This window comes from Hassallia byssoidea VB512170, assembly GCF_000817785.2.
In the GTDB taxonomy this organism is placed as follows: domain Bacteria; phylum Cyanobacteriota; class Cyanobacteriia; order Cyanobacteriales; family Nostocaceae; genus Hassallia; species Hassallia carrinoi.
Map to the genome: position 1 here is coordinate 21,906 of NZ_JTCM02000053.1, position 22,436 is coordinate 44,341.

At 42.3% G+C, this 22,436-nt stretch carries 21 protein-coding genes; 14 read left to right on the top strand and 7 right to left on the bottom strand.

Annotated features, from left to right (window positions below):
• The first annotated feature begins 83 nt into the window (after positions 1-83).
• The 3 genes from PI95_RS20765 to PI95_RS20775 all read left to right on the top strand — a co-directional run bounded on the left by PI95_RS20765 (position 84) and on the right by PI95_RS20775 (position 2,334).
• The gene (locus tag PI95_RS20765) at positions 84-671 is read left to right on the top strand and encodes a nucleotidyltransferase family protein (protein WP_039737293.1); all 588 of its coding nucleotides are present in this window, start codon (positions 84-86) and stop codon (positions 669-671) included.
• 207 nt (positions 672-878) lie between these two features.
• Positions 879-1,691 (top strand): class I SAM-dependent methyltransferase, encoded by an 813-nt coding sequence (locus PI95_RS20770; protein WP_039737295.1) that lies wholly within the window; start codon positions 879-881, stop codon positions 1,689-1,691.
• A 10-nt stretch (positions 1,692-1,701) separates the two neighbouring features.
• Complete coding sequence (locus PI95_RS20775) at positions 1,702-2,334, top strand: nitroreductase family protein (RefSeq protein WP_039737296.1); 633 nt, start codon at positions 1,702-1,704, stop codon at positions 2,332-2,334.
• A gap of 611 nt (positions 2,335-2,945) precedes the next feature.
• Here PI95_RS20775 and PI95_RS20780 read toward each other — a convergent pair.
• A complete protein-coding gene (locus tag PI95_RS20780; RefSeq protein ID WP_039737297.1) occupies positions 2,946-4,562 on the bottom strand; it encodes a serine hydrolase domain-containing protein in 1,617 nt (538 codons plus the stop codon).
• 567 nt (positions 4,563-5,129) lie between these two features.
• Positions 5,130-6,149 (bottom strand): M28 family peptidase, encoded by a 1,020-nt coding sequence (locus PI95_RS20785; RefSeq protein ID WP_039737298.1) that lies wholly within the window; start codon positions 6,147-6,149, stop codon positions 5,130-5,132.
• Between the two features lie 348 nt (positions 6,150-6,497).
• Here PI95_RS20785 and PI95_RS20790 point away from each other — a divergent pair, with 348 nt between their 5' ends.
• The 3 genes from PI95_RS20790 to PI95_RS20800 all read left to right on the top strand — a co-directional run bounded on the left by PI95_RS20790 (position 6,498) and on the right by PI95_RS20800 (position 8,675).
• On the top strand, positions 6,498-7,718 hold the full coding sequence (locus tag PI95_RS20790) for an urease accessory protein UreH domain-containing protein (RefSeq protein ID WP_052324630.1): 1,221 nt from the start codon (positions 6,498-6,500) through the stop codon (positions 7,716-7,718).
• A gap of 149 nt (positions 7,719-7,867) precedes the next feature.
• Positions 7,868-8,500: a hypothetical protein gene (locus PI95_RS20795; protein ID WP_336507418.1), complete on the top strand. Its 633-nt coding sequence runs from the start codon at positions 7,868-7,870 to the stop codon at positions 8,498-8,500.
• Positions 8,501-8,510: 10 nt separating this feature from the next.
• Positions 8,511-8,675, top strand: a complete 165-nt coding sequence (locus PI95_RS20800; RefSeq protein ID WP_163519053.1) for a hypothetical protein — start codon at positions 8,511-8,513, stop codon at positions 8,673-8,675.
• Here the strand turns inward: PI95_RS20800 and galE are convergent.
• Entirely contained in the window at positions 8,657-9,655 is a 999-nt protein-coding gene (gene galE, locus PI95_RS20805; RefSeq protein WP_039737299.1) for a UDP-glucose 4-epimerase GalE, read from the bottom strand. The two genes, PI95_RS20800 and galE, sit on opposite strands and share 19 nt — an antisense overlap.
• A gap of 531 nt (positions 9,656-10,186) precedes the next feature.
• Between galE and fraI the strand changes: the two genes are divergently transcribed.
• From fraI to PI95_RS20830, 5 genes are all read left to right on the top strand, one after another.
• Entirely contained in the window at positions 10,187-10,888 is a 702-nt protein-coding gene (gene fraI / locus PI95_RS20810; RefSeq protein WP_039737300.1) for a septal nanopore formation protein FraI, read from the top strand.
• A gap of 290 nt (positions 10,889-11,178) precedes the next feature.
• Positions 11,179-12,930: an ABC transporter ATP-binding protein gene (locus PI95_RS20815; protein WP_039737302.1), complete on the top strand. Its 1,752-nt coding sequence runs from the start codon at positions 11,179-11,181 to the stop codon at positions 12,928-12,930.
• Between the two features lie 112 nt (positions 12,931-13,042).
• Positions 13,043-14,359 carry a sensor histidine kinase gene (locus PI95_RS20820; protein WP_039737305.1) on the top strand — a complete coding sequence of 439 codons (1,317 nt, stop codon included), beginning with the start codon at positions 13,043-13,045 and terminating at the stop codon, positions 14,357-14,359.
• 69 nt (positions 14,360-14,428) lie between these two features.
• The gene (locus PI95_RS20825; protein ID WP_039737306.1) at positions 14,429-15,115 is read left to right on the top strand and encodes a Uma2 family endonuclease; all 687 of its coding nucleotides are present in this window, start codon (positions 14,429-14,431) and stop codon (positions 15,113-15,115) included.
• A 137-nt stretch (positions 15,116-15,252) separates the two neighbouring features.
• Positions 15,253-15,906, top strand: coding sequence for a HupE/UreJ family protein (locus PI95_RS20830; RefSeq protein ID WP_039737307.1), 654 nt, complete (start codon positions 15,253-15,255; stop codon positions 15,904-15,906).
• Positions 15,907-15,996: 90 nt separating this feature from the next.
• Here the strand turns inward: PI95_RS20830 and PI95_RS20835 are convergent, their stop codons facing one another.
• Positions 15,997-16,674 (bottom strand): sugar transferase, encoded by a 678-nt coding sequence (locus PI95_RS20835; protein ID WP_039737308.1) that lies wholly within the window; start codon positions 16,672-16,674, stop codon positions 15,997-15,999.
• A 598-nt stretch (positions 16,675-17,272) separates the two neighbouring features.
• Between PI95_RS20835 and PI95_RS20840 the strand changes: the two genes are divergently transcribed.
• Entirely contained in the window at positions 17,273-17,575 is a 303-nt protein-coding gene (locus PI95_RS20840; RefSeq protein WP_039738213.1) for a hypothetical protein, read from the top strand.
• A 144-nt stretch (positions 17,576-17,719) separates the two neighbouring features.
• Here the strand turns inward: PI95_RS20840 and surE are convergent, their stop codons facing one another.
• Complete coding sequence (surE, locus tag PI95_RS20845; RefSeq protein WP_039737309.1) at positions 17,720-18,400, bottom strand: 5'/3'-nucleotidase SurE; 681 nt, start codon at positions 18,398-18,400, stop codon at positions 17,720-17,722.
• Positions 18,401-19,020: 620 nt separating this feature from the next.
• Between surE and psb32 the strand changes: the two genes are divergently transcribed.
• A complete protein-coding gene (gene psb32, locus PI95_RS20850) occupies positions 19,021-19,764 on the top strand; it encodes a photosystem II repair protein Psb32 (protein ID WP_039737310.1) in 744 nt (247 codons plus the stop codon).
• Positions 19,765-19,931: 167 nt separating this feature from the next.
• Here the strand turns inward: psb32 and PI95_RS20855 are convergent, their stop codons facing one another.
• Positions 19,932-20,315: a DUF4346 domain-containing protein gene (locus PI95_RS20855; RefSeq protein ID WP_039737311.1), complete on the bottom strand. Its 384-nt coding sequence runs from the start codon at positions 20,313-20,315 to the stop codon at positions 19,932-19,934.
• A gap of 103 nt (positions 20,316-20,418) precedes the next feature.
• Between PI95_RS20855 and PI95_RS20860 the strand changes: the two genes are divergently transcribed.
• Entirely contained in the window at positions 20,419-20,901 is a 483-nt protein-coding gene (locus PI95_RS20860; protein ID WP_163519054.1) for a tetratricopeptide repeat protein, read from the top strand.
• Positions 20,902-21,034: 133 nt separating this feature from the next.
• Here the strand turns inward: PI95_RS20860 and PI95_RS20865 are convergent, their stop codons facing one another.
• A complete protein-coding gene (locus PI95_RS20865) occupies positions 21,035-22,216 on the bottom strand; it encodes a GNAT family N-acetyltransferase (protein ID WP_039737312.1) in 1,182 nt (393 codons plus the stop codon).
• Between the last annotated feature and the right edge of the window lie 220 nt (positions 22,217-22,436).

The window sequence follows — 22,436 nt, forward strand, 5'->3', positions numbered from 1 at the left end:
TCGTAGAGACGTTCCGCCGGTTCGTAGAGACGTTCCGCCGGAACGTCTCTACTAAAGTTATATTTAATCTTTTGCCATTCAAGATGACAAACCCCACTATTGGCATCATCATCCTTGCAGCGGGTGCATCAACGCGCATGGGCAAACCAAAACAATTGTTACCGTATCAGGGTCGCAGCTTGCTTCGTCATATAACAGAAGTAGCGATCGCCTCCAAAAACCAACCGGTCATCGTCGTACTTGGGGCAAATGCCGAAATCATAAAACCGGAGATTTGTCAACTACCCGTGCAGATTGTAGAAAATCTTCAATGGGCTTCGGGGATGGGTTCTTCAATTCAAGCTGGTGTAAATGCTTTGGGGCAAAATGTAGAAGCAGTAGCGATCGCACTTTGCGATCAGCCTTTTGTTTCCGTGCAAGTTATCAATCAACTAGTAGAAGCATATCGTTTGACGAATAAAGCGATCGTTGCTTGCGAGTATGCAGGTACATTAGGCGTACCAGCTTTATTTCACCATACTTTTTTCTCAAAACTGACGAACCTTAAACAAGGGGAAGGCGCCAAGCAGATAATAAAGAAATATATTAACGAAGTTACTTCTATTCCTTTCTTGCAAGGGCGTATTGATATTGATACGCCCGATGATTACGAGCAATTACAAATAATGTAGGACTTACGCATCTTACTAAACCCAAAGTTGGGGAAACTACGCATCTATCTGTGGCATCATCTTCACGACTAACAGTCTGCCAAGCATCCGGGAGCATCTCATACAAAAAAGATACTAGACTATATTGGAGAATGCAGTTTATTTCTCGTTCCCACTCCTGGAGTCAACGGAACGCCAGCAACGAGTGTAAGTAGGAGATGTTCATTTATGCCGAGAAAGACCGCACAGGACAAACAAGCGTATCGAACCGAGGTGATTCGACGTATTAACGCAGCGATGCCCTCAGTAATGCAGGAATATGCCTCAATTAATTGGGCAGAGGAACTCAAAGGCTACCGTACCGACCATGAATATTACCCTGACTACATCCACGCTCCCATTCATGGGGTAACTGATGGCTACACTAACCCTCAGTCGTGTTTAGCCTGGGATGCTGCTATGGATGTTATTATTCCCCTCAGCCACAATGTTAGTTGCCTTTCTTTGCGCGAGAAAATGGCTGAACTAATTCCTCAAGACACTCAAATTGATACGGTGCTAGAGCTTGGTGCAGGTACGGCTGAAGGAGCGCTGGCTCTGGCACGGCGGTTTCCACAGGCTACTTTTCGCATTACTGATGTTTCGCCTTACATGCTGGCGATCGCTCAACACAAGTTTAACAAGGCTGGATTTGGTGAGCGGGCTAAGTTCGAGCAGGTGGACGCCCGTCACACTGGCTACCCTGACAACTCCTTCGATCTTGTCACGTCATCACTACTCTTTCACGAGACGCCTAAAGAGTGGACACCTAAGATTCTTAAGGAGATGTACCGGATTACCAAACCCGGAGGTTGGGTACTATACGCTGACACCTTTCGTGGTGAATACGCCCTGAGCGCTTATATTGAAGAACCGTGGTTGGATGACTTTATCCATTTCAACTTCGAGTACGAGTTTGCGAAAGCAGGTTTTACAGAACTCAGTTACATTCCCTATGCTGCGGGTTTGTGGTATATGGTTGGTCGCAAGCTAGAAACGTGAGGACAAAACAATGACAACACTTGATAATCTTGGAGTCAACAAATCATCTGATACTCAATATCCGATTGATGATTTGTTATCAGCACGCTGGAGTCCTCTAGCTTTCTCAGAAAAATCGGTTGAACCAGAAAAATTACGCAGTGTGTTAGAAGCAGCACGATGGGCGGCTTCTTCTTACAACGAGCAACCGTGGAGTTTTATCGTTGCAACTAAAGACAACCCGGCTGAATTTGACCGTTTACTGAGCTGTTTAGCAGAAGGTAATCAAGAGTGGGCAAAGACTGCCCCAGTATTAATGCTATCAGTGGCGAAGCTACAGTTTGAGCGCAACGGCGTGGAAAATCGACACGCTTTTCATGATGTTGGGGCAGCAGCAGCTCAACTAGCGATGCAAGCAACGGCATTGGGGTTATTTATTCACCAAATGGCGGGATTTGATGTTCCTTTATCGCGCTCAGTGTACAGCATTCCTGAGGGTTATGAGCCAGTGGCAGCGATCGCACTGGGTTATATAGGAGATCCGCAAATACTATCTGAAAAGCTGTTGCAACGAACCTTAGCCCCGCGCACCCGTAAGCCGTTAGAAAATTTTGTTTTCTCCGGAAGATGGAACGAGACTTCAGCAGTGGTTACTCCTCAATGAATTGGAGACGGGCAAATATAAGGTAGGGACACAGCGAAGTTTAGGGCGTTGCTGATTTTAAATATGAGAACAGTTCTTCTCATAACTCGTTTGGCATTTGGTGAGAAGCATTGCGATCGTAACGTCCATTACACGAAATGGCTCAAACGTGTAACTTGATACGGTCGGTGTGCAACGGGATTGTTCTGCCGCTGTCATTACTGAGTAACTTTACATCGCATTGCAACTCAACGAAGAAAACTGATTGTTCCGCTGCAACACGGTTGTTAGGGTATGTCTCGGAATTGACTACACAATAATTTAATCCCCTAAGTATTGCAGTATAAGCGATTGCTTCATTGTTATTGTCGAGGGTAAACCACACAACTGTATAAATTTCTTCAGTAGACTCTTTACTGCTCTTGATTACAAAGAAAGGCAGGAGGCAGAGGGCAGCTATGCTGGAGGTTAGAAATATTAATTAAAACTTACTTTGTGAGTCTAAAGCTCAGTTTAAAGAAAGAATTATACCACCCTTGTAGGCGCTCTTGTATAAAGCGTCCAAGATCAATCTCACGTTTTTAAACGTGGGTTCCTCCTGCCTTCGACCTCAAGCCGGACTGCCTCCTGAATTATTGTTTGCTAAAGTAGAGTTTTCGCACCCTGTCATTACAACGATATAGACCGACAACTCGACCTTCTTGATCTCGCACAAATTCAAACTTATCTGCATATGTGTCCGCATATATAGGATATATAACAAAGAGGTTTTGCCCAGCAACTCTGAGATGGGACGGTGAACAACCTTTGCTCTTAAAATACAATCTATTGCTTGCTAAAGTTATTTGAAATTCCGACTCTAATTCAGCAGAATAATAAGTACCAAGATAATCTGTTAATAGCTCTTTTGGAGAATCTAACATTTTTTCAAGAGTAGATATTTTAATATTATTGCCGATATCTACTTTGACTATTATTTGATTCAAATATTCAGAAAACTCAATGTCATAATTTATCTCATTATCGACAGATTGAAAATGATTGGTGTCAATCGGAACAAGTTGAAAACGCATCCATGCTAATTTAGCCATTAATTTTTCATCTTTTATCTCTAATTCCCATATGCTTCCAGTTGTGGAGTTATAATAAAGTCCGGTTTTGTTCTGTAGTTCCACTACGGGTAAATTAATAGAGCTTATAGAACGCGAAATAGGTTTAACAATATCTTCAATATAATCATTCTCTAAATAGATATCAGCAATTTGAAAAGCTAATTTAGTTGGGTTAATCGTATTTAGATTAGCCAAACAGATAACAGAAAATTGACGGTCAGGAAATCGAATAAAGTCACTCCGATAACCGGTCCAAGCGCCTCCGTGCCTAATTGTTTTCAAGCCGCCGCGACTGCCAATATATAAGCCAAATGAACCTGACAAAACTTTGCTATTGTTGAGTGTGCATGGAGTAGTGACCTCTTCAATTAAATCTTGTTCGTAGCCACCTAAGATATTGTGGTAGAAGTTCCGATCCCAAAGTAGTAAATCTTCGATTGTTGTGTAAAGCTGTCCGTCTCCACAAAAATCGTGAAAAGACATATCGATCTGGAAACCACCTCCATCTTTTGGAGCGTATCCAATGGCTCTATTTTTCACGATTTCTTTGAAGTTGTCGTGAAAATGCGTGTTTTTCATTCCTAGTGGGACAAAAATCTGTTCTTGAGCGAATACACGTAAAGATTTGCCAGAGACACGCCTCACAATTTCTGCTAATAAGATGTAGCCAGAATTGCAATATAGTTGCTCGGTTCCAGGATCGAAATTTAAGCTTTGCTGTCGAGCAATTAAAGCAATAATTTCTTCATTTAAATACTTGTTTTCAAACATCATTCCAGCAAAGAACATTAGCATCGAATAGTCGCGCAAACCACTGGTATGAGCGATCAAATTACGAATAGTAATAGGCTGACTATATTGAGGAATTTCTGGAATATATTTTTGCAGATCATCATCTAAGTCAAGAAACTTTTGTCTGGCTAGTAAAACGATACACATCGCTGTAAATTGCTTGGAGTTAGAAGCGATATCAAAGACAGAATTAACAGATATAGGAATGTTATATTCCAAATTAGCCATACCATAACCGCGATGGTAGATTATCTCCTCATTCTGAATAACAGCAATAGCACATCCAGGGGAATCAGGTTTATCCCACTGGATGAATAATTCATCAACTTTGGCAATGATTGACATTATTTCTTTACTTGTGACATATTTCCATCTGCCCAGTTTAGCGAATTCTCAACGTGGACATATAACCCTTAAACTACTGCTAAAACCTGTAGCCCGATCAGTCCCTACGTGGGATTGAAACAAGGACACCGTATTTCCTCGCGCAGCGCCTCTCGAAATACATTTTCTTCCTTAGTAGGCTTTATACCCACAAGTGCATTTTTAACCCTGTTTTGTCACTCTGGGAAAATAAAAATAAGAGCAAAATTTTCAACTGTAGATAGAACGGGCATTTGAGCGTTTATTTTCTAACACAATGGCTGAAATCAAGGTTTTTGATAAAAGTCTTATGCTGTAAGCATTCCAGATTATTCTCCCCCGAAAGTGATAAAAGAGGGTTAATTGATACTTATTACCTTCTGCCTTCTGCCCACCTACGGAAGCCGCTGTGCGTCTACGACCCTCTACCTTTGTTTGTAAATTTTATAGTTGGCTTATCGTTTTGGCTCGTGATTCATGCAGCATTCTACGTTAGGGCATTAAGGTGGAATATTTGAAGCTTCTAAATTTCAGAGAATTTAAGGAATGTCAAAACGTGCGATCGCCTAACAACACAGTAGTAGCATTCACCACAATTTGCGCCGAACCTGTGAAAAACGATCGCTCGATTGTTTTCGGTGTATCGCTAGCTTGGTGGTAATGCGGAGTACGTAAATTTGCGGTATCTGTCACCAACACTGCACCCACTCCCTGAAACCAAAATGGTGCATGATCGCTGCGTAGCGTGTCCGGTGTCAGCAAACCTTTCAGGGGAATCGCCAGCTTTAGCAATGGTGGCATTTCTACATCCCCCTTTTTTATAGGAGTTGGTGGTAACTGTGAGTTTTGAAAAGCATTAAGTAAAGGCAAATGTTCTGCATCGCCGATCGCTGCCAAAAAATCGCCTTTGTCGCTGGGTGGGGTGACAGGTAAAGTCGGTGGATACTGCTGACATCCAACTGTGTAGCAAGCATAACCCACCATATCCATAACGATCGCACCCCGCAGATTTGCCAAGTGTGTCACGTTTGTGACAAAAGCCTTACTACCCAAAAGTCCCTCTTCTTCCTTATCAAACAATGCTAGCTGCAATGTTTTGGGAGTGGGACGAGAACCGAGAAGTCGGGCAACTTCCAGCACTACAGCCACACCACTAGCGTTGTCATCAGCACCAGGAGAGATGGCAACGGTATCGTAATGTGCTGCGACGATAATTGCTCCTGCTGTTTTGTCAGTTCCTTGACGTTCAGCAAAGATATTCACACCTGAAGAGAATTTTTCTAAGGTTGGTTTCCAGCCTAACTTTTTCAATTCCGATGTAATGTAAGTGCGAGAGCGCGATCGCTCTACATCTGTGAAGCGCTTAAAATTTAACTTTTGAACGTGAGCAAATAACAAAGAAGCAGATACTTGGGGAGCGATCGTCACCTGCTTTGATGGCTTTTGGGATGTTTCCACTTGCGTGGTTGCAACAACAGGTGTCTCTTCCCTAGGATGAAAAAACACACCAATACTCATGACTACAACTGCCACCAGCACCACCAACATCAGCCAAATCCATTTTTTCATAAAATCTCTTCCTTATCCCCTTGTCTTTTGACATAGGATAGCGTAGCGGTAATTCATGAATTACCGCTACTTACGACAATTGCGCTCATTCCCAAGCAAGTTTGACGCCTCGTCTTTTGACAAGCGATTAAGTATTGTTAAAGGTTAATTCTTAATTGCCTCACTAACAACGCTCCTACTATCAACGCTCCCACCAACCACTATCAACCAACCACTATCAACCAACCACTATCAACCAACCACTATCAACTAACAACTATCAACCAACTACTAACCACCAACCACCATCAACCAACCACTATCAACTAACAACTATCAACCAACTACTAACCACCAACCACCATCAAAATGCTAGATTTGCTGCTCATTGTCGTTTTAGGATTCCTGGGGAGTTTTGGTCATTGCGTCGGGATGTGCGGTCCTTTATCGGTGGCATTTTCCCTATCTAATAAACAAGAAACTCTCAATTGGCGACAGCAATTAAAATTTCATACATTGCTTAACTTGGGGCGGATGTTGAGTTATGCCTTAGTTGGTGCGGGCATTGGGGCGTTGGGTTCGGTGTTGCTCGCTAGTGGAAAATTTGCAGGAGTGGGTAGCGATTTACGCCGATGGATGGCGATTATCACGGGTTTGATGCTGATATGGTTTGGGTTAAGACAAATAAAACCCGACTTATTGCCGCGTATACCGATGTTACATCCTTTGTTGCAAGGGAAATTACGCGATCGCCTAAATAAAGCAATGGTCAAACTTTCTTTAAAATCAACATGGTGGACACCAGCACTTTTAGGCATGACATGGGGTTTGATGCCTTGTGGTTTTTTGTATGCTGCCCAAATTAAAGCTGCGGAAACTGGTAATTTGTGGATGGGGGCAGCAACTATGCTGGCTTTTGGTTTGGGAACTTTACCCATGATGTTAGGTGTAGGTGTGTCTGCATCTTTGGTAAGTCAAGACAAACGCAGTCAGCTATTTCGCTTAGGTGGTTGGGTTACTCTCTTTATTGGTGCTATTACTCTGTTGCGGACTGGCAACACAATGGTAGACTACACCGGACACGCTGCCTTGATATGCTTGATAATGGCATTAATTGCCCGTCCGATTAGCAGCTTCTGGGCTTCCCCCATGCGTTACCGTCGTGCTTTGGGAGTGGGGGCTTTTGTTCTGTCTTTTGCTCACACTGTCCACATGATAGAACACACACTCCAATGGAATTTTTATTCTTTCTTATTTTTGCCACCTGATTTTCAGTGGGGTATAGCTATAGGTGCTGTAGCACTGATATTGATGACTCCCGCAGCTTTGACAAGTTTTGATTCTTTGCAAAAGTCCTTAGGCAAGCGTTGGCGACAAATTCATTTATTAAGCTTACCAGCTTTGCTTTTTAGTGGCATTCATACTGTGCTAATTGGTTCCCATTACCTCGGCTCTTTACAATTAACTTGGGCAAATAAATTAGCAACAGTGCTTGTAGGAATTGTCACTTTCGGTGTATTGCTGTTGCGTTTTAGAAACCCACCATCAAAAATTCAAAATTCCAATTCCAAATTGAAAATTCGCTCATGATGCCTACGACACCCCAACCAAGGCGTGGTAAATCATATCCTTTCCCAGGTTTAGCCTTGCTCTTGTTGCTCTTGTTCCCAGGTTCAACCTCGCTCTTGTTCCCAGGTTCAACCTGGGAACAGTTTACAAGAGGCTCTGCCTCCCAAAACGTGAGGCAGAGCCTCATTAAAGGCATTCCCTGGCAGAGCCAGGGAACGAGTAAGTGTGTAATATTACTGATTGGCTTAGTATTATCACTTACGAATATTTCTGTAGCCTCTGCCCATAACGTCAAAACAGCGGCAGATGTTGGCGGTACGCTCCACATTCAACCAAACGATAATCCCCGTGCTGGAGAACCTTCCCAAGTTTGGATTGCTCTCACTCGTAAAGGTGGAAAAGTTATCCCCCTGAAAGAGTGTAATTGCCAGTTGGCTGTTTACGCTGAACCTCATTCAGCAAAAGAGCCAGCACTGCTTGAGCCACCCTTGCAAGCCATTAGCGCCGAGCGTTATAAAGGCATTCCCGGTTCAGAAATTACATTCCCCAAGCCCGGAGCTTATCTGCTACAACTAAGCGGCAAACCTGCATCTGGCGAGAGTTTCCGACCGTTTAAGTTAAACTTTGAAGTCACTGTCGCCGCCGGTTCAGCATCAGCCACTGAAACACAAAAGGTCCAAAATGTCAATGATGCCGTAGAAGATAGAAAAAGCGGGTTTATACCAATAGCGATCGCTTTATCAGCCCTTGCAGCAGGAGGCATCGTGTTTGTCGTACAGCAACGGAGGAGGAATGGGGAGTAGGGAGTGGGGAGTGGGGAGTGGGGGAGTGGAGGAGTGGGAGACAAGGGGGACAAGGGGGACAAGGAGACAAGGAGGTGGGGAGATAATTTCTTTCTATTACCTATTACCCATTCCCCATTCCCCATTCCCCATTCCCCATTGCCCATTCCCCATTCCCTATTTATGCCTCTGCTGATGCCACTGCCAGGAGTGAACGAGAATATCTTTCAAGGATGAATATTGAGGTTGCCAGTTTAGGATTTTTCTGGCTTTGTCACCGCTACCGATGAGTGATGGTGGATCTCCAGGACGGCGATCGCATTCTTTGACAGAAATCTCACGTCCTGTGACAAGCTTTGCCGTTTCAATAACTTCTTTGACAGAGAAGCCGTTACCATTGCCTAAATTGAAAACTTCGCTATCCCCCCCGTCTAAGAGATATTTCAATCCCAAAACATGAGCGTCTGCTAAATCGTTAACGTGAATATAATCGCGAATACAAGTACCATCAGGCGTGGGATAATCAGTGCCAAAAATTGAGATAAATTCGCGTTTGCCTAAAGCTGTCTGTAGCACCAAAGGAATTAAATGAGTTTCTGGGTTGTGATCTTCACCCAAGCGACCCTGAGGATCGGCACCAGCGGCGTTAAAGTAGCGGAAACGTACTGATTTCAAATCGTAGGCGTTATCAAAGTCAGAAAGAATCCGCTCTACCATCAGCTTAGTAGCACCGTAGGGATTGATCGGATTTTGGGGATGGTCTTCGGGAATTGGCACAACTTCCGGTACACCATAAGTGGCACAAGTGGAAGAAAAGACAAATTTCTTAATAGAAGCTGCCAGCATTGCTTCTAACAGCGTTAAAGTACCGACAACATTATTGCGGTAGTATTTTGCCGGGTCAGTAACCGATTCTCCCACATAGGCGTAGGCAGAAAAGTGCATGACAGCGGCAATATTGCGGGTAGAGAATAAGTTATCTAACAAAGGGCGATCGCCTGTATCTCCTTCTATCAGTTCTACCTTTAGAACGTTTTCTACCAAGTCACGATGCCCATATACGAGATTATCCAGTATTATCACCTCATATCCCGCCTGCAATAAAGCAAGCACCGTATGAGAGCCAATATATCCAGCTCCCCCAGTTACCAAAATACAGGGCTTTTCCGACGACATAGTTTTCATGTTTAATTTCACAACCACTTAATCAATTTAAATTACTAATGGCAGATGACTGTTGTCAGAAAGCATGAATGATGAACTTTTTTATCCTTCATAGCTGCTTGCTTACCTCCAGACTTATTTGTGGAGAAAAAAATAAAGCAAAGCATCTGACTTCAAATCCTCCACAACTTCGGTGGAGTCTTAACTTTATCCTTCTCAATCGCAAAAATTTTAAGCGAACATACTTAATTTGACTGAAAAATTATAAATACTGCGTCCATTATCACAAAATTGCTCTAAAATCACTACGACGGTAGTCTTTGTGTGAGGGGAGTCACCCCCATTCTTGGGGAGTGACGTTGTGATGTATTTGTAGTCAGGTAACAATGTGCTTACAATTTGACAATAAAATCAATCAACTGCCCAAAACCTCTAGGCTGACCCTTAGGGGTTCGCGCCTACTAACCTGCGTCAGGTTTTCCTCCGCAGTGGTGGACTCACCAAACTAGCGCTCATCGCACTAGAAGATTTGAGAGTAAATGTATGTTTCTACTATTAAGCCGGGTACTCCTCTGGCTGCTTGTTGGCACAATCGTCTATTCTTTGTTCCAGAGATTTTATCCCTCAGGAAATTTTGGCGGACGATTGGTCGTAGTTATTTTGTTGCTCGTTTTAGCGCTGTCATTTATTAACCCTAATGAACCGGCGGTGGCTTCGTTGTGGAGAGTGGTGTCATTTCCGCTCAAGCCTTTGGGAGCATCAATGTTGATGATGATGTTTGCAGCTCAAAGAATCAAGGGTGGAGCAATAGACAAACCAGGCGGATACTTGCTTGGCTGGGCGTTAACGATTTTAATATTGGCAAGTACACCAGCTGTTGCCTATTTCTTAGTTAGATCGCCTGTGGCAATGGTAGGTTCACCCTCAATCGCCAGTCAAATCGAAAATTACCGCCTCGCGTCAACATCTGGGACACTAGTAGCATTGGGGCGATCGCCTGATGCAATTATTTCTGATGTCGTGGCGAAGCGCATTCTACCTGCTGTGGATACAAGTGTGGCAACCATAGCATTAAACAACCTGGAGATTAAAGTTCCACCCTACCTGTTGCAAAATCCTGCGGATATCACCAGACGAGGATTGCGGCTAGAAGACTTTGTACCCAATGCAGAAACACTGTCACTAACAACGCGAGTTTGGGAAAGTTATCTCAACCAGACTTACTTCTTCTTGCGTGGCAGGTAACGGCGCTTCAGTCTAAGGCAAAAGGGAAAAGGTAAAATTAAAAGGATGCAAGCCCCTCAATTTATGGGGCAATTCTTTTAATTTTTTACTTATTTCTTTCATGAGTCGCGCCTAGAATTCCCTCAGCTTAGAGTCGAGTCCAGGAAGAATAAGCATCCTGAAAAAACTTTCTTTAGAATAGAGGTTCCATTACCCATTACCTATTCCCCATTCCCCATTACCCATTCCCTATAACCCATTCCCCATTACCCATTCCCTATTACCCATTCCCCATTCCCCATTCCCCTTAAATGGCACAATCACGACGACTTGCTAAACTCGGTGCTTACATGCGTCCCCATTGGCGGGAGGCAACATTAGGTATTATTGCTTTGTTGATTGTCAACGGTTTGGGGGTTTATATCCCCTTATTAATTCGTTCGGCAGTTGACAAACTCTCAGCCAGCTTTAGCTTGAGCCAAATACTAAATTCTGTAGTACCAATCTTCTTTCTGAGTACGGCAATGTGGTTAATGCGTATGGCTTCGCGCATTTGGCTGTTTGGGGTGGGGCGTCAGGTAGAATTTGACTTGAAACAACAGATTTTTGAACACTTACTGAAATTAGAACCGGCTTATTTTGCTACGAATACTGCTGGTGATTTGATTAGTAGAGCGACTAGTGATGTAGATAATATCCGCAGGTTGTTGGGTTTTGCTGTATTAAGTTTGGCAAATACTGTGTTTGCCTACGCTTTGACGCTGCCGGTGATGCTGTCTTTGAGTGTGGATTTGACATTAGCTTCTCTGGCAGTTTATCCATTGATGTTTTTGTTGGTGCATGTGTTTAGCGATCGCTTACGCAACCAACAAGCAGCAGTACAAGAGAAAATTTCCGACATCAGCGATCTCATCCAAGAGGATATATCAGGTATTGCCCTAATTAAAATCTACGCCCAAGAAGAAAACGAGCGTCGCGCTTTCTTGGAAAAAAATAAGAATTTATTTGAGGCTAACCTGCAATTAGCGAACACCCGAAATCGATTATTCCCCCTAATTGGCGGACTCGCTAGTCTCAGTTCGCTAGTTATTATCTGGTTGGGGGCAACGCGAATCGCTTCGGGGAACCTCGGCGTGGGCGATTTTGTCGCACTGTTGCTTTATGTAGAGCGTCTGGTTTTCCCCACCGCTTTGTTAGGATTTACAATTACTGCTTATCAACGCGGTGAAGTTAGTATCGATCGCATTCAGGCGATTCTTTCTGTCACACCACAAATTGAAGATACAAGCGCCGCTATACATCTACCTTTAGACACAATTAAAGGGGAATTGTCTGCGAAAAATCTCAGTTTCACTTATCCGGGTGCTGCCACCGCAGCTTTAGATAAAGTTAACTTTACCATTACTCCTGGGGAAACTGTGTCAATTGTCGGTGCGATCGGTTCGGGTAAATCAACTTTGGCGAATGCTTTGCCACGTTTGTTAGATATTGAATCAGGGCAGTTATTTTTGGATGGTAAAGACATCACCCAAATAGAGTTGGCAGATTTAAGAAATGCGATCGCCTACGTTCCTCAAGATAGCTTTCTATTTAGTACCACCATCAAAAATAATATCCGCTACGGCGATCCTTTCAGCGAACAACAAGATGTAGAATCAGCTGCCCATCTCGCACAAATTCACCCAGAAATTATTAATTTTCCGCAACAATATGAAACTTTGGTAGGAGAACGTGGTATTACTCTTTCTGGCGGTCAGCGACAACGCACTGCTTTAGCTAGAGCAATGTTAGTTGATGCCCCAGTGTTAGTTTTGGATGATGCCCTCTCCAGCGTTGATAATCAAACAGCTACACAAATCTTAAAAAATCTCTCTGGTGGTACGCAACGTAAAACTGTTGTTTTTATCACTCATCAATTATCTGCCGCTGCTGTTGCCGATCGCATTATTGTGATGGATAAAGGTAGAATTGTCCAGACAGGCAATCACTTAGAACTTGTACAGCAACCGGGGCTTTACAGAAATTTATGGAGTCAGCATCAAGTAGAAGAATTATTGCATTAAGTTTTTATAATATTGCTACTGTCAATAATTTCCACTAGGGATAATTATCATTGCAGCGCGTATAATTTATCAGCGGAATATTTCCAAGAAATTATACTCAGTATTTTCTCAGATGCTGCAATTTTTGCAAAGCTTTTTTAGTGATGGCTCATTCATTCCACATGGACATTGTTACCTCTGGAAACCTTGGTTAGTGTGGATACATATCGCATCAGATTCTTTGATTGCCCTAGTCTATTACTCTATCCCGGTTATCCTTGTCTACTTTGTCAAAAAGCGAGAGGATTTACCCTTCAAATGGATAATTCTATTATTTGGAGCTTTTATCGTCTCTTGTGGTACAACACACATAATGGACGTGTGGACGCTTTGGCATCCGACTTACTGGCTATCCGCTTTTTTGAAAGTTATTACTGCCTTGGTTTCTTTGTCTACAGCTATTGCACTGCTACCAGTAATTCCCAAGGCAATAGCTTTGCCAAGTCCAGCACAACTAGAAACTGCAAACTGCCAATTGAAACTTGCTCTTGGTGAACTGGCAAATACACAAGCTCAACTAATTCAAACTGAAAAAATGTCTTCTTTAGGACAGTTAGTTGCAGGAATTGCCCACGAAATTAACAATCCTGCTAACTTTATTTATGGCAATATTGCCCCTGCCCATGAGTATGTGCAAGATTTATTCAGTTTGATTTCACTTTATGAAAAATATTATCCCTGTACAACACCAGAGATTCATGCTTATGCAGAAGAAATAGACCTTGATTTTATTAAAGCAGACTTCCCCAAAATTTTATCTTCTATAAAAATGGGAAGCGATCGCATCCGCCAAATAGTTTTATCGTTGCGAAATTTCTCCCGATTAGGTGAAGCGGAAATAAAGAAAGTTGATCTACACGAAGGTATTGATAGTACTCTTGTGATTTTGCAAAATCGTTTAAAAGCTAAAACAAATTCTCCAGCTATCGAAGTTATTAAAGAATATGGCGATTTGCCTAAAGTCGAATGCTATGCCGGACAGATTAATCAAGTGTTTATGCATATCCTAACTAATGCCATTGATACTTTAGAGGAATCAATGGTCAGTTGTCAGGGAATGATTTCAGTTAGGACACCTGGAGTTACTGGCAAAACAACTGATAATGGACAGAACGATAAACCCCAAATTCGCATTTCCACTCAAGTTGTAGACAATAATCAAGTGATGATTCGGTTTTATGACAATGGTTGTGGGATGACAGAAGAAGTAAAGCAAAAAATGTTTGACCCGTTCTTTACGACAAAATCTGTCGGTTCAGGTACAGGTTTAGGGATGTCGATTAGCTACCAAATTATTGACAAACATGGTGGTCAGTTGAAGTGTATTTCCGCACCGCTTCAAGGTACAGAGTTTATCATCCAGATTCCGATTCATGTAAAACATAATTAATTCTTTTTAGCGCCATTCACTGCACATTACTGCTACATTCAAGTTAATCCTAGTTTTGAGGGATTATCAATGACAGTCTCTATAGAGTATATCCCCGTTACCCCAATTGAATATCCGGATGAGGACGGTAAGCCAATGGCTGAAAGTGACCAAGCGCGTTTTTATCTACGTTATGGAACAGAGGTGCTGGAGGTTTACTTTCAAAACCTTCCTAATGTGTATGTTTCCGGAAATTTATTTATTTACTACGAAGAAGGTAATCCAGAAGCAGTTGTTGCCCCAGATGTCTTTGTAGTTTTTGGAGTCGAAAATCGCCAACGTCGTTCTTACAAAACTTGGGAAGAAAACAATAAAAGTCCTGATTTTGTTTTAGAAATTACCTCAAAAGCAACCCGCAGTAAAGACCAAGGTGCAAAGAAAGGAATCTACGCTTTTTTAGGAGTGCGTGAATATTTCCAATATGACCCTACAGGTGATTATCTTACTCCTCAACTTCAGGGTTTACGCTTAGTTGAGGGCAATTATTTCCCGATTGCTAGTAATACCTTAGAAGATGGTACTGTGTCTCTAACCAGTGAAGTTTTAGGGTTAGAGTTACGAGTTAAGTCTGGGGATATGCGCTTTTACGATGCAGCAACGGGCAAAACACTGCTAACTTATGAAGAAGAAGCTGCCGCACGACAAGCAGCAGAAGAGAAAGCGCAAAAATTAGCCGCTAAACTCAGAGAGTTGAATATCGATCCAGATGCACTTTAGCACAAGATCCCACAAGATCCCCGACTTCTGGCGAGAAGTCGGGGATCTCAAGGGGATCTAAAAGATGAAAACATGCGTTAGTTTTTTTGAGATTTGGGCACTATAAATAACCTCAAAAAAACTATTTGGCATAAACGATGTTTCACACTGAGTTATCAAATCGTGTTTCTGGCGAGTTTCCTGGATCTAGATTACTGTATCGCCATGTTTACGCGATCGCTTCTCTACTTGTAATTAGCCTGCTGAGTTCATTTACGCTGACCCAACACCTAGCCATTTGTAACTGGTTTGATGGCTTTCTGGGGGGGTTAGCACATCCTGTACTCGGCTTGCATCATATGGTTAGTGTGGTTGCTATTGGCTTAATTTCTGGTGTAGTTGTGCGTGGCACTTTCATACCCGCAGGCTTTGTGTTCGCAACGCTGTTAGGAACTATCAATCATCTACTATATCTGGATTTACCAGGCGCAGAAACAGCGATCGCCTTTTTCACAATCGTTTTTGCGGTTATGCTAGCAATTCCCAGTCAACCAAATCTAATGGTAGTGGTGCTGCTGACGGCTACAGCTGGTTTATTTCACGGTTATACTTATGGTCAAGCGATTTTAGAGACACCAATCAGTTCACAAATTGCTTATATGCTGGGTTTGACCTTGACTCAATTTGTTGTTGCCATGAGTGCCAGAGAAATTGGCAATATAATCAGCGTGGGAAAACTTCAGAATATTCGCAATGCTGGCTTCGCTTTTTGGGCGATCGGCATCGTTTTTCTTAGTTACTCGATAATATAAACTACTTTAATTTACAGTAAATAAATCATGGTAATTGCTAAACAGCATGAGCCAATATCTATTAGCAATTACCCCTAAACAACTAAGTTCCTAGAAAGCTCCTACTTTTGCAAATATGACGTAGATTGTTTTCAAAATCAACTGCAAGTCATATAGCGGATGCCAATTTGCTTGATAACGCAAGTCTAAATCGACCACTTGCTCAAAATTTTTCACGCTTGAACGACCGTTAACTTGCCATTCACCAGTCATCCCTGGTTTAACATTTAAACGTTGCCAGTGACGCTGATTGTAGTAAGCTACTTCATCAGCGGTAGGGGGACGGGTTCCTACTAAACTCATTTCGCCTACTAGCACATTCCAAAACTGGGGAAGTTCATCCAAGCTGGTACTTCTTAAAAAGCGCCCCACTTTTGTTACACGGAAGTCATTTTTATTTTTAAACAAAAGTCCATTAGCTTCGTTATCCACTAACGATTTTAATTTTTCGGCATCAACAACCATTGATCGGAATTTACGCATACGAAATGAACGTCCTTGTAGCCCATAACGTTCTTGAGCGAAGAAAATTGGACCGGAACTATCGATTTTAATTGCTAGTGCTATCGGCACAAAGGCGATCGCTAAAATCAAAAGTCCTATCAAGCTTCCGAAAATATCTAAACAACGTTTAAGTTTAGACTGCACTGATGGGTGAGGGGTAAGTGCTAATTCCCAAACTTGTGAAGTTGCACCCTGGAAAACGGTTTTTAATGGTGTTTGGTACATTGCCGAGCCGAATATTAAGCGAAGAACGTAAAATCACGGAGCTTTAATTCGACTATAGACTTAGCTTCAGGAAAAGAAAATCCATGTCCCCAGTAGTTTCACTGAATCTTCATCAATCAGATTGAGATCATCATATTTGATAAACTTAATGTGAAGTTAATTAAATATTACTTATGGTGGATGAAAAATCTTTTTAAATGTGAAGTTAAGATGTATTCATGTTAGAATTTGCTACCAAATGAGTGCATATACTGGAGAAAATTTCCCACTTCACTCGTTCTGCCGTTAGTCAAGTGCAAAAAGGTCGGCTGATAAATTCCAAAATATCTGACACAGATGTAAAACCCATCCTTCAAGGTAGATTTTACTAGGTAATGTGCCGGATGGCGCTGTTTGCAAAATGAAAATGTGAGTTAATGCGAAAGCAATCATCACAACTAAAGAGCAAGACCTTTATATATTCAGCAAAAGCACCGAGGAATAAAATCGCAAATAATATCACAATAGCAGCGAATGCATTGTGCTGCCTGTATTAACTTATTCAAACATTAGTAGCGAGATTACTTTTATGCTCTCTCAAAGTTGGGGTGTTACAGACATGGTATCAGCAGGGGTCGAAGTTAAAATAAATCGCCTAGAATCGATTGTTGAACAAATCGGGGAAGCAGTACTTGCTACCACGGAAACTATTGAACGTTTTGCTGAAAGAGTAGATACTATCAGCGTGCAAGTAGAAGAACAGGGAAAGCAGGTACAGCAACAGGGTTATCAAATTTTGGCATTATGTGATGCAGTGCAGACCCTTGCTGAATCTCAGGATGATACACTGCAAAGGCTAAATCATCTGACACATACCTTAGACCGCTTGATGACATTGATTCAAGGTACATCTGAAGGATGAAGCTATAACGTTCGCATCTAACGAGGATATCCGAAGTATAAAGTAGGAAGTGAACAATCTTCGGTCAAGACCACTAGATAATATTTAATTTTTCTTTGGGACTTGCTTTTCCCCGTTAGATGAGTGCGACTTACAGCCAAAAAGTTAAACTTTTAACTGAGTGACAGCAATTTTACCGGAAAAACATACATCGACATCGCTGCCTGGAGTGCGATCGCGTTTGCTATATTCTCCTGCATAATAAAAATCATCGCCGTCAACTCGGTAATTAATCGGTAACGGTTTGGTACAAGGTTGGCAAAATACAACTTCTGGATCTGGTTCTCCCGGCACTAAATGTGGTAAATTAACATTCCAAAAACTTCCAGGCTCTAAAGGGCGCTGAAGTAAGTCAGCTAAAACGCCTTCTGTCCATCTTGCCGCTACATCCCAATCTACATTCAGCTTGCCTTTACGATAGTGAGAAACCGCGATTCCGGGAATACCGTGCATCGCAGCTTCCCTGACAGCAGCCACAGTTCCGGAAATATACGCATCAACTCCTAAATTACCGCCAGCATTGATCCCCGATAAAACACACTTGACATTTTGGCTAATTTGTGATAATGCGATTCTGATACAATCGGCGGGAGTGCCGGCGATCGCATATTCGCGCTCAGAACGTCGCTGTAAGTGAATGGGACGAGTTGTGGTGACTTGATGTCCGCAACCCGATTGATGGTGTTTGGGAGCGGCGATAATTATATCTTGACCGTTGACAGCTTTGAGCAGCGATTTAATTCCGGGAGCGTCGATTCCGTCGTCATTGGTGAGGATGAGAGTCATATATTTTTTGCTTCAAAATTCCGAATCTTGCGCTCAAATTTACAACGAAAGTGCTTTCATGTGTGTTTCCCTGCTAGCACGTTGCAACCCATCAAGCAACTTGCTGAGAAATTTCTCCATAGGATATAATTAACACATCGTTTACAGAGTCCGCTCCCAAGCACTTGGGTTAATCCCAAAACCCAAGGCTGGGACGGTTTTTCTTCAATCAAGCTGTAACAGAAATTTGCCTAAGTTTGAAGTTAGATTCAGCGCAGCATAAGCACAATATCCCACCTGGTCGAATGTTCGATTTGGCTGGATGACCTTTCCCCTACGCTAAAACGCCGACATTACGGGACAGCCAAGTTTAATAGATCCAAGGACACAAGAGCGACTATCAAAGGATGAAGGAACCGTCTCCGTTTTGTCTGATTTTTTGTCACCCCAAACTTAACTGCTGAAAATTAAAACACTCATAAGCGTTAAAACGCTTACTACGAAAGAATGAGGGGTTTTAAGTTTTTCTACTGCCTACACCCTATCCTTAAACGGAAAAGTGGAGAAAAGCAGTTAAAGATGTGATTTTTTATAGTAGTTGTGTAGTATTTTGTCGAAAGAAGGTATGAAGGATTCATTTTATGAAACAGCTCCTCAATCAAGTATTTAACATGACAAAACACCTAGTACGGCTAATTCTGCCGCTGGTGATGATAATTTTGGCTTCGTCGCTGCTTGCTACACCCGCTTTGGCGACAGGTGTATATGATATGCCGAATCTTACACCGGGCAGCACCTGGGTTGTGGATAAAGGTGAAGTTATTAGCCTCTTTAATGAAGGTAAAATTAGCAGTGCCTTGGAAGATTTGGCAAAGCAAACTGGGAATGAAGTGAGAATAGTGACAGTTCGCCGTCTAGACTACGGAGAAACACCGGAAAGCTTTACCAAAAGCCTTTTTGAAAAATGGTTTCCCACAAAAGAGCAAAGAGCAAATCAAAGCATACTGATGATTGACACCGTTACCAACGGTACGGCTATTATTAGTGGCGACAAAGTCAAGTCTTTGATGCCAGAAGCGATCGCTAATAGTATCGCATCTGAAACCTTGGCAGAACCATTAAGAAACGGTAACAAATACAATCAAGCATTTATCGATGCAAGCGATCGCCTTGTTGCCGTCCTCTCCGGTCAACCCGACCCCGGACCACCCCAAATCGCCGAAACTGTCCAAGTAGAAGGCACATTTAAGAAAGCAGAAGAAACCGAAAATATCAAAGGTAACGCTACTGCTTGGGTAGTAGGACTTTTAATCGCCGCAACCGTCATCCCAATGGCAACTTACTACATCTATCTAGTAATTCAACCATCTTCTGACGGGCAATAAAGATTGTTAGGGGTTAGTTGATAGTGGATAGTGGGAGCGTGGAAGCGTGGGAGCGTTGATAACTGTTGACTCTTGACTGTTGACTGTTAACCAAGAACTATCAACCATCAACTATCAACTATCAACCATCCACTATCAACCATCCACTAACAACCATCCACTAACAACTAATCTTGAACATACTCTTGCCCTGTCACCAAAGCAACCTCAGCGCGGACAAATTCGCGACCCAAATAAGCTGCGTGGTCAAAAAGACTTACCGGACAGGGCTGAGTTTCTTCAAAAATCTTTACACAAAGTTCCTTAGCTGTCCTCCCTGTAAATACTGTTGTGTGAGTTCTTTGCACCTTACCCCGTGCTGGAATCACTTTTCCCGTTTCTGGATCGACAGCTAAACCATGCTCATCAATCACATTTGTGAAATGCTTGGCAGAAATTAAACCCGCTTCCCGATCTAGATAAATAATAAAATATCCAGCTGGGTCAAGGTCAATATGACGCCCAGAAAGCTTGTCATCAATTGCCGCCAAATTTTCAGCTGTCAAATCCATAGTCGTTCTAAAAATCAAATTTAATCTAGGTTTTTACACTTCTTCTTCAGTGTAATTCTTTCCTTCCCTGAAATGTAACTATTAAAATCAAGAGCAATATAAAATGAAATCAAAAAGAAAAAAGCGCCTTTACTTTATATTGAGCTTATGTTCTGTAGCTATCGTCTGCCCTACAATTATTGACTCTAAAGCGAAAGCTCAACAACAGTCAGCTTGCTACATAGTTGTATCAGGACAGGTTAGGGATTCAAAAGATTTGTGTAGTCCAAACACTGGGAAAAAAAAGTTGATATCTATGGTGAGTGCTGAAGAATTCTTCAACAATGGGCGTGAGTTTGATATAAAAGGTCAACATCAAGAGGCGATTATTGAGTATACGCAAGCAATCCAGCTCGATCCTAACTATGTTGAAGCTTATTTTTACCGGGGTAATGCTCTGGCTTTAGAAGGACAACCGCAAGAGGGAATTGAGGATTTACAAAAAGCAGCATCTATCTGCGAATCTAGAGGACAATCAGAATGGGCAGCAGTAATGCGACAACATGAAGAAATTATTCGGGAAGGCATTGAAGACGGTGAATTTTGATTTGTTGCGAACGAGAGCATTTTCATCTCAAAATTTCAATAATCACGGTAGCTAAAATCGAGTAGCAGCATTGAATGCCGAACTAATGAGACATTATTCGGCATCCGCTACCACATTCATCACCTCATTAAAATTAAGAATTTTTTTGACTAAACGGCAACTGCTGATTAATCGCATCCATTTCTTGCTGTTCTAGTTCATTCACCTCACGAATATAAGGGCGTAAAATCTGTTCTAAACGACTATTATAAAAGCGGTGCAAACTGTGATTGGGCATAGCCGGAAAACCGCGACGTTTTTTATGACGACCCCCAGCACCAGGGTCAAAACTTTGAATTCCGTTAGCGATCGCCCATTCAATTGGTGAATAATAGCAAGCATCAAAATGCAAGTTGTCTATTTCTTGAAAACTCCCCCAATAACGACCATAAAGGCGATCGCCTTTATATAAACAAAAAGACATTCCCAAAGGTTGACGATTATCTTGCTCGCTGTATGCAGCAACAAACAATACCCGATGGCGATAATTAGCGTGTAACTGCTCAAAAAATTGTTTCGTTAAATACTTACTACCCCACCAGCCAAATTTATCACAAGTATCGGCGTAGAATTCGTACATCAAAGGAAACAGCGATTGGGGAATTTCATCACCTGTCAGTTTTTCCAATCGTAAACCGATTTTCTCCACCGCTTTGCGTTCGCGTTTGATATTGCGACGTTGATTGGCATTAAACACACCCAAATAATCATCAAAAGTGTTAAAATCGAGATTTTCCCAGATGTAGCTGTGGTGCAGCCAAGTTGTAAAACCAAGGCGTTCTAAAACAAGTCGCCATTCGGGATCTACGTAGAGAAAATGACAGCCAGAAATACGATTTTTGGTGCAGAAAGCGTCAATTTCATGCACCATGAGCGAGGTTATTTCATCTTCATCTTCTCCGGGTGCAATTAAAAATCGATAGCCTTCAGCCGGGGTAAACGGTGTCATTCCCAGCAGTTTCGGGTAATAGCGCACACCAATGCGATCGGCTAACTCTGCCCACTGGTGATCGAAGACAAATTCACCATAACTATGTCCTTTCAGGTAAAGTGGGGCAGCAGCAATCAGCGTTCTGTCTCGCCACACTGTCAAGTGATTTGGCAACCAACCAGTTTTTCTAGTTGCGCTGCCGGAAGTTTCTAGATTATTCAGCCATTCCCACTCTAAAAACGGGGTTTTGAGTGGCATTGCCAAAGCATCCCACGCCTCGTGGGGAATTTCAGCAATTTTGTTAATCCAGGCGGCAGAATAGCGAGGCTTGAGTTGTTCGACCATTGGAGGTGGAGATACAAAACTTTGCAAAAGCTTTTTTTAGGTTAACTTACTCTTCGTGCCCTCAGGCTTCCAGCCTGGGGCTTTCCTAAATATCGATTTTCTTCCTTCCCCCTGCAAGAAAGCCCCCTGCAACAACCCATCGCCTTATGTGGACAGCCTTGTTTTGTAGATCCTCGATCCCCCACGACATTTTTGATTGAAGGCTGTCCACATTTGTCTA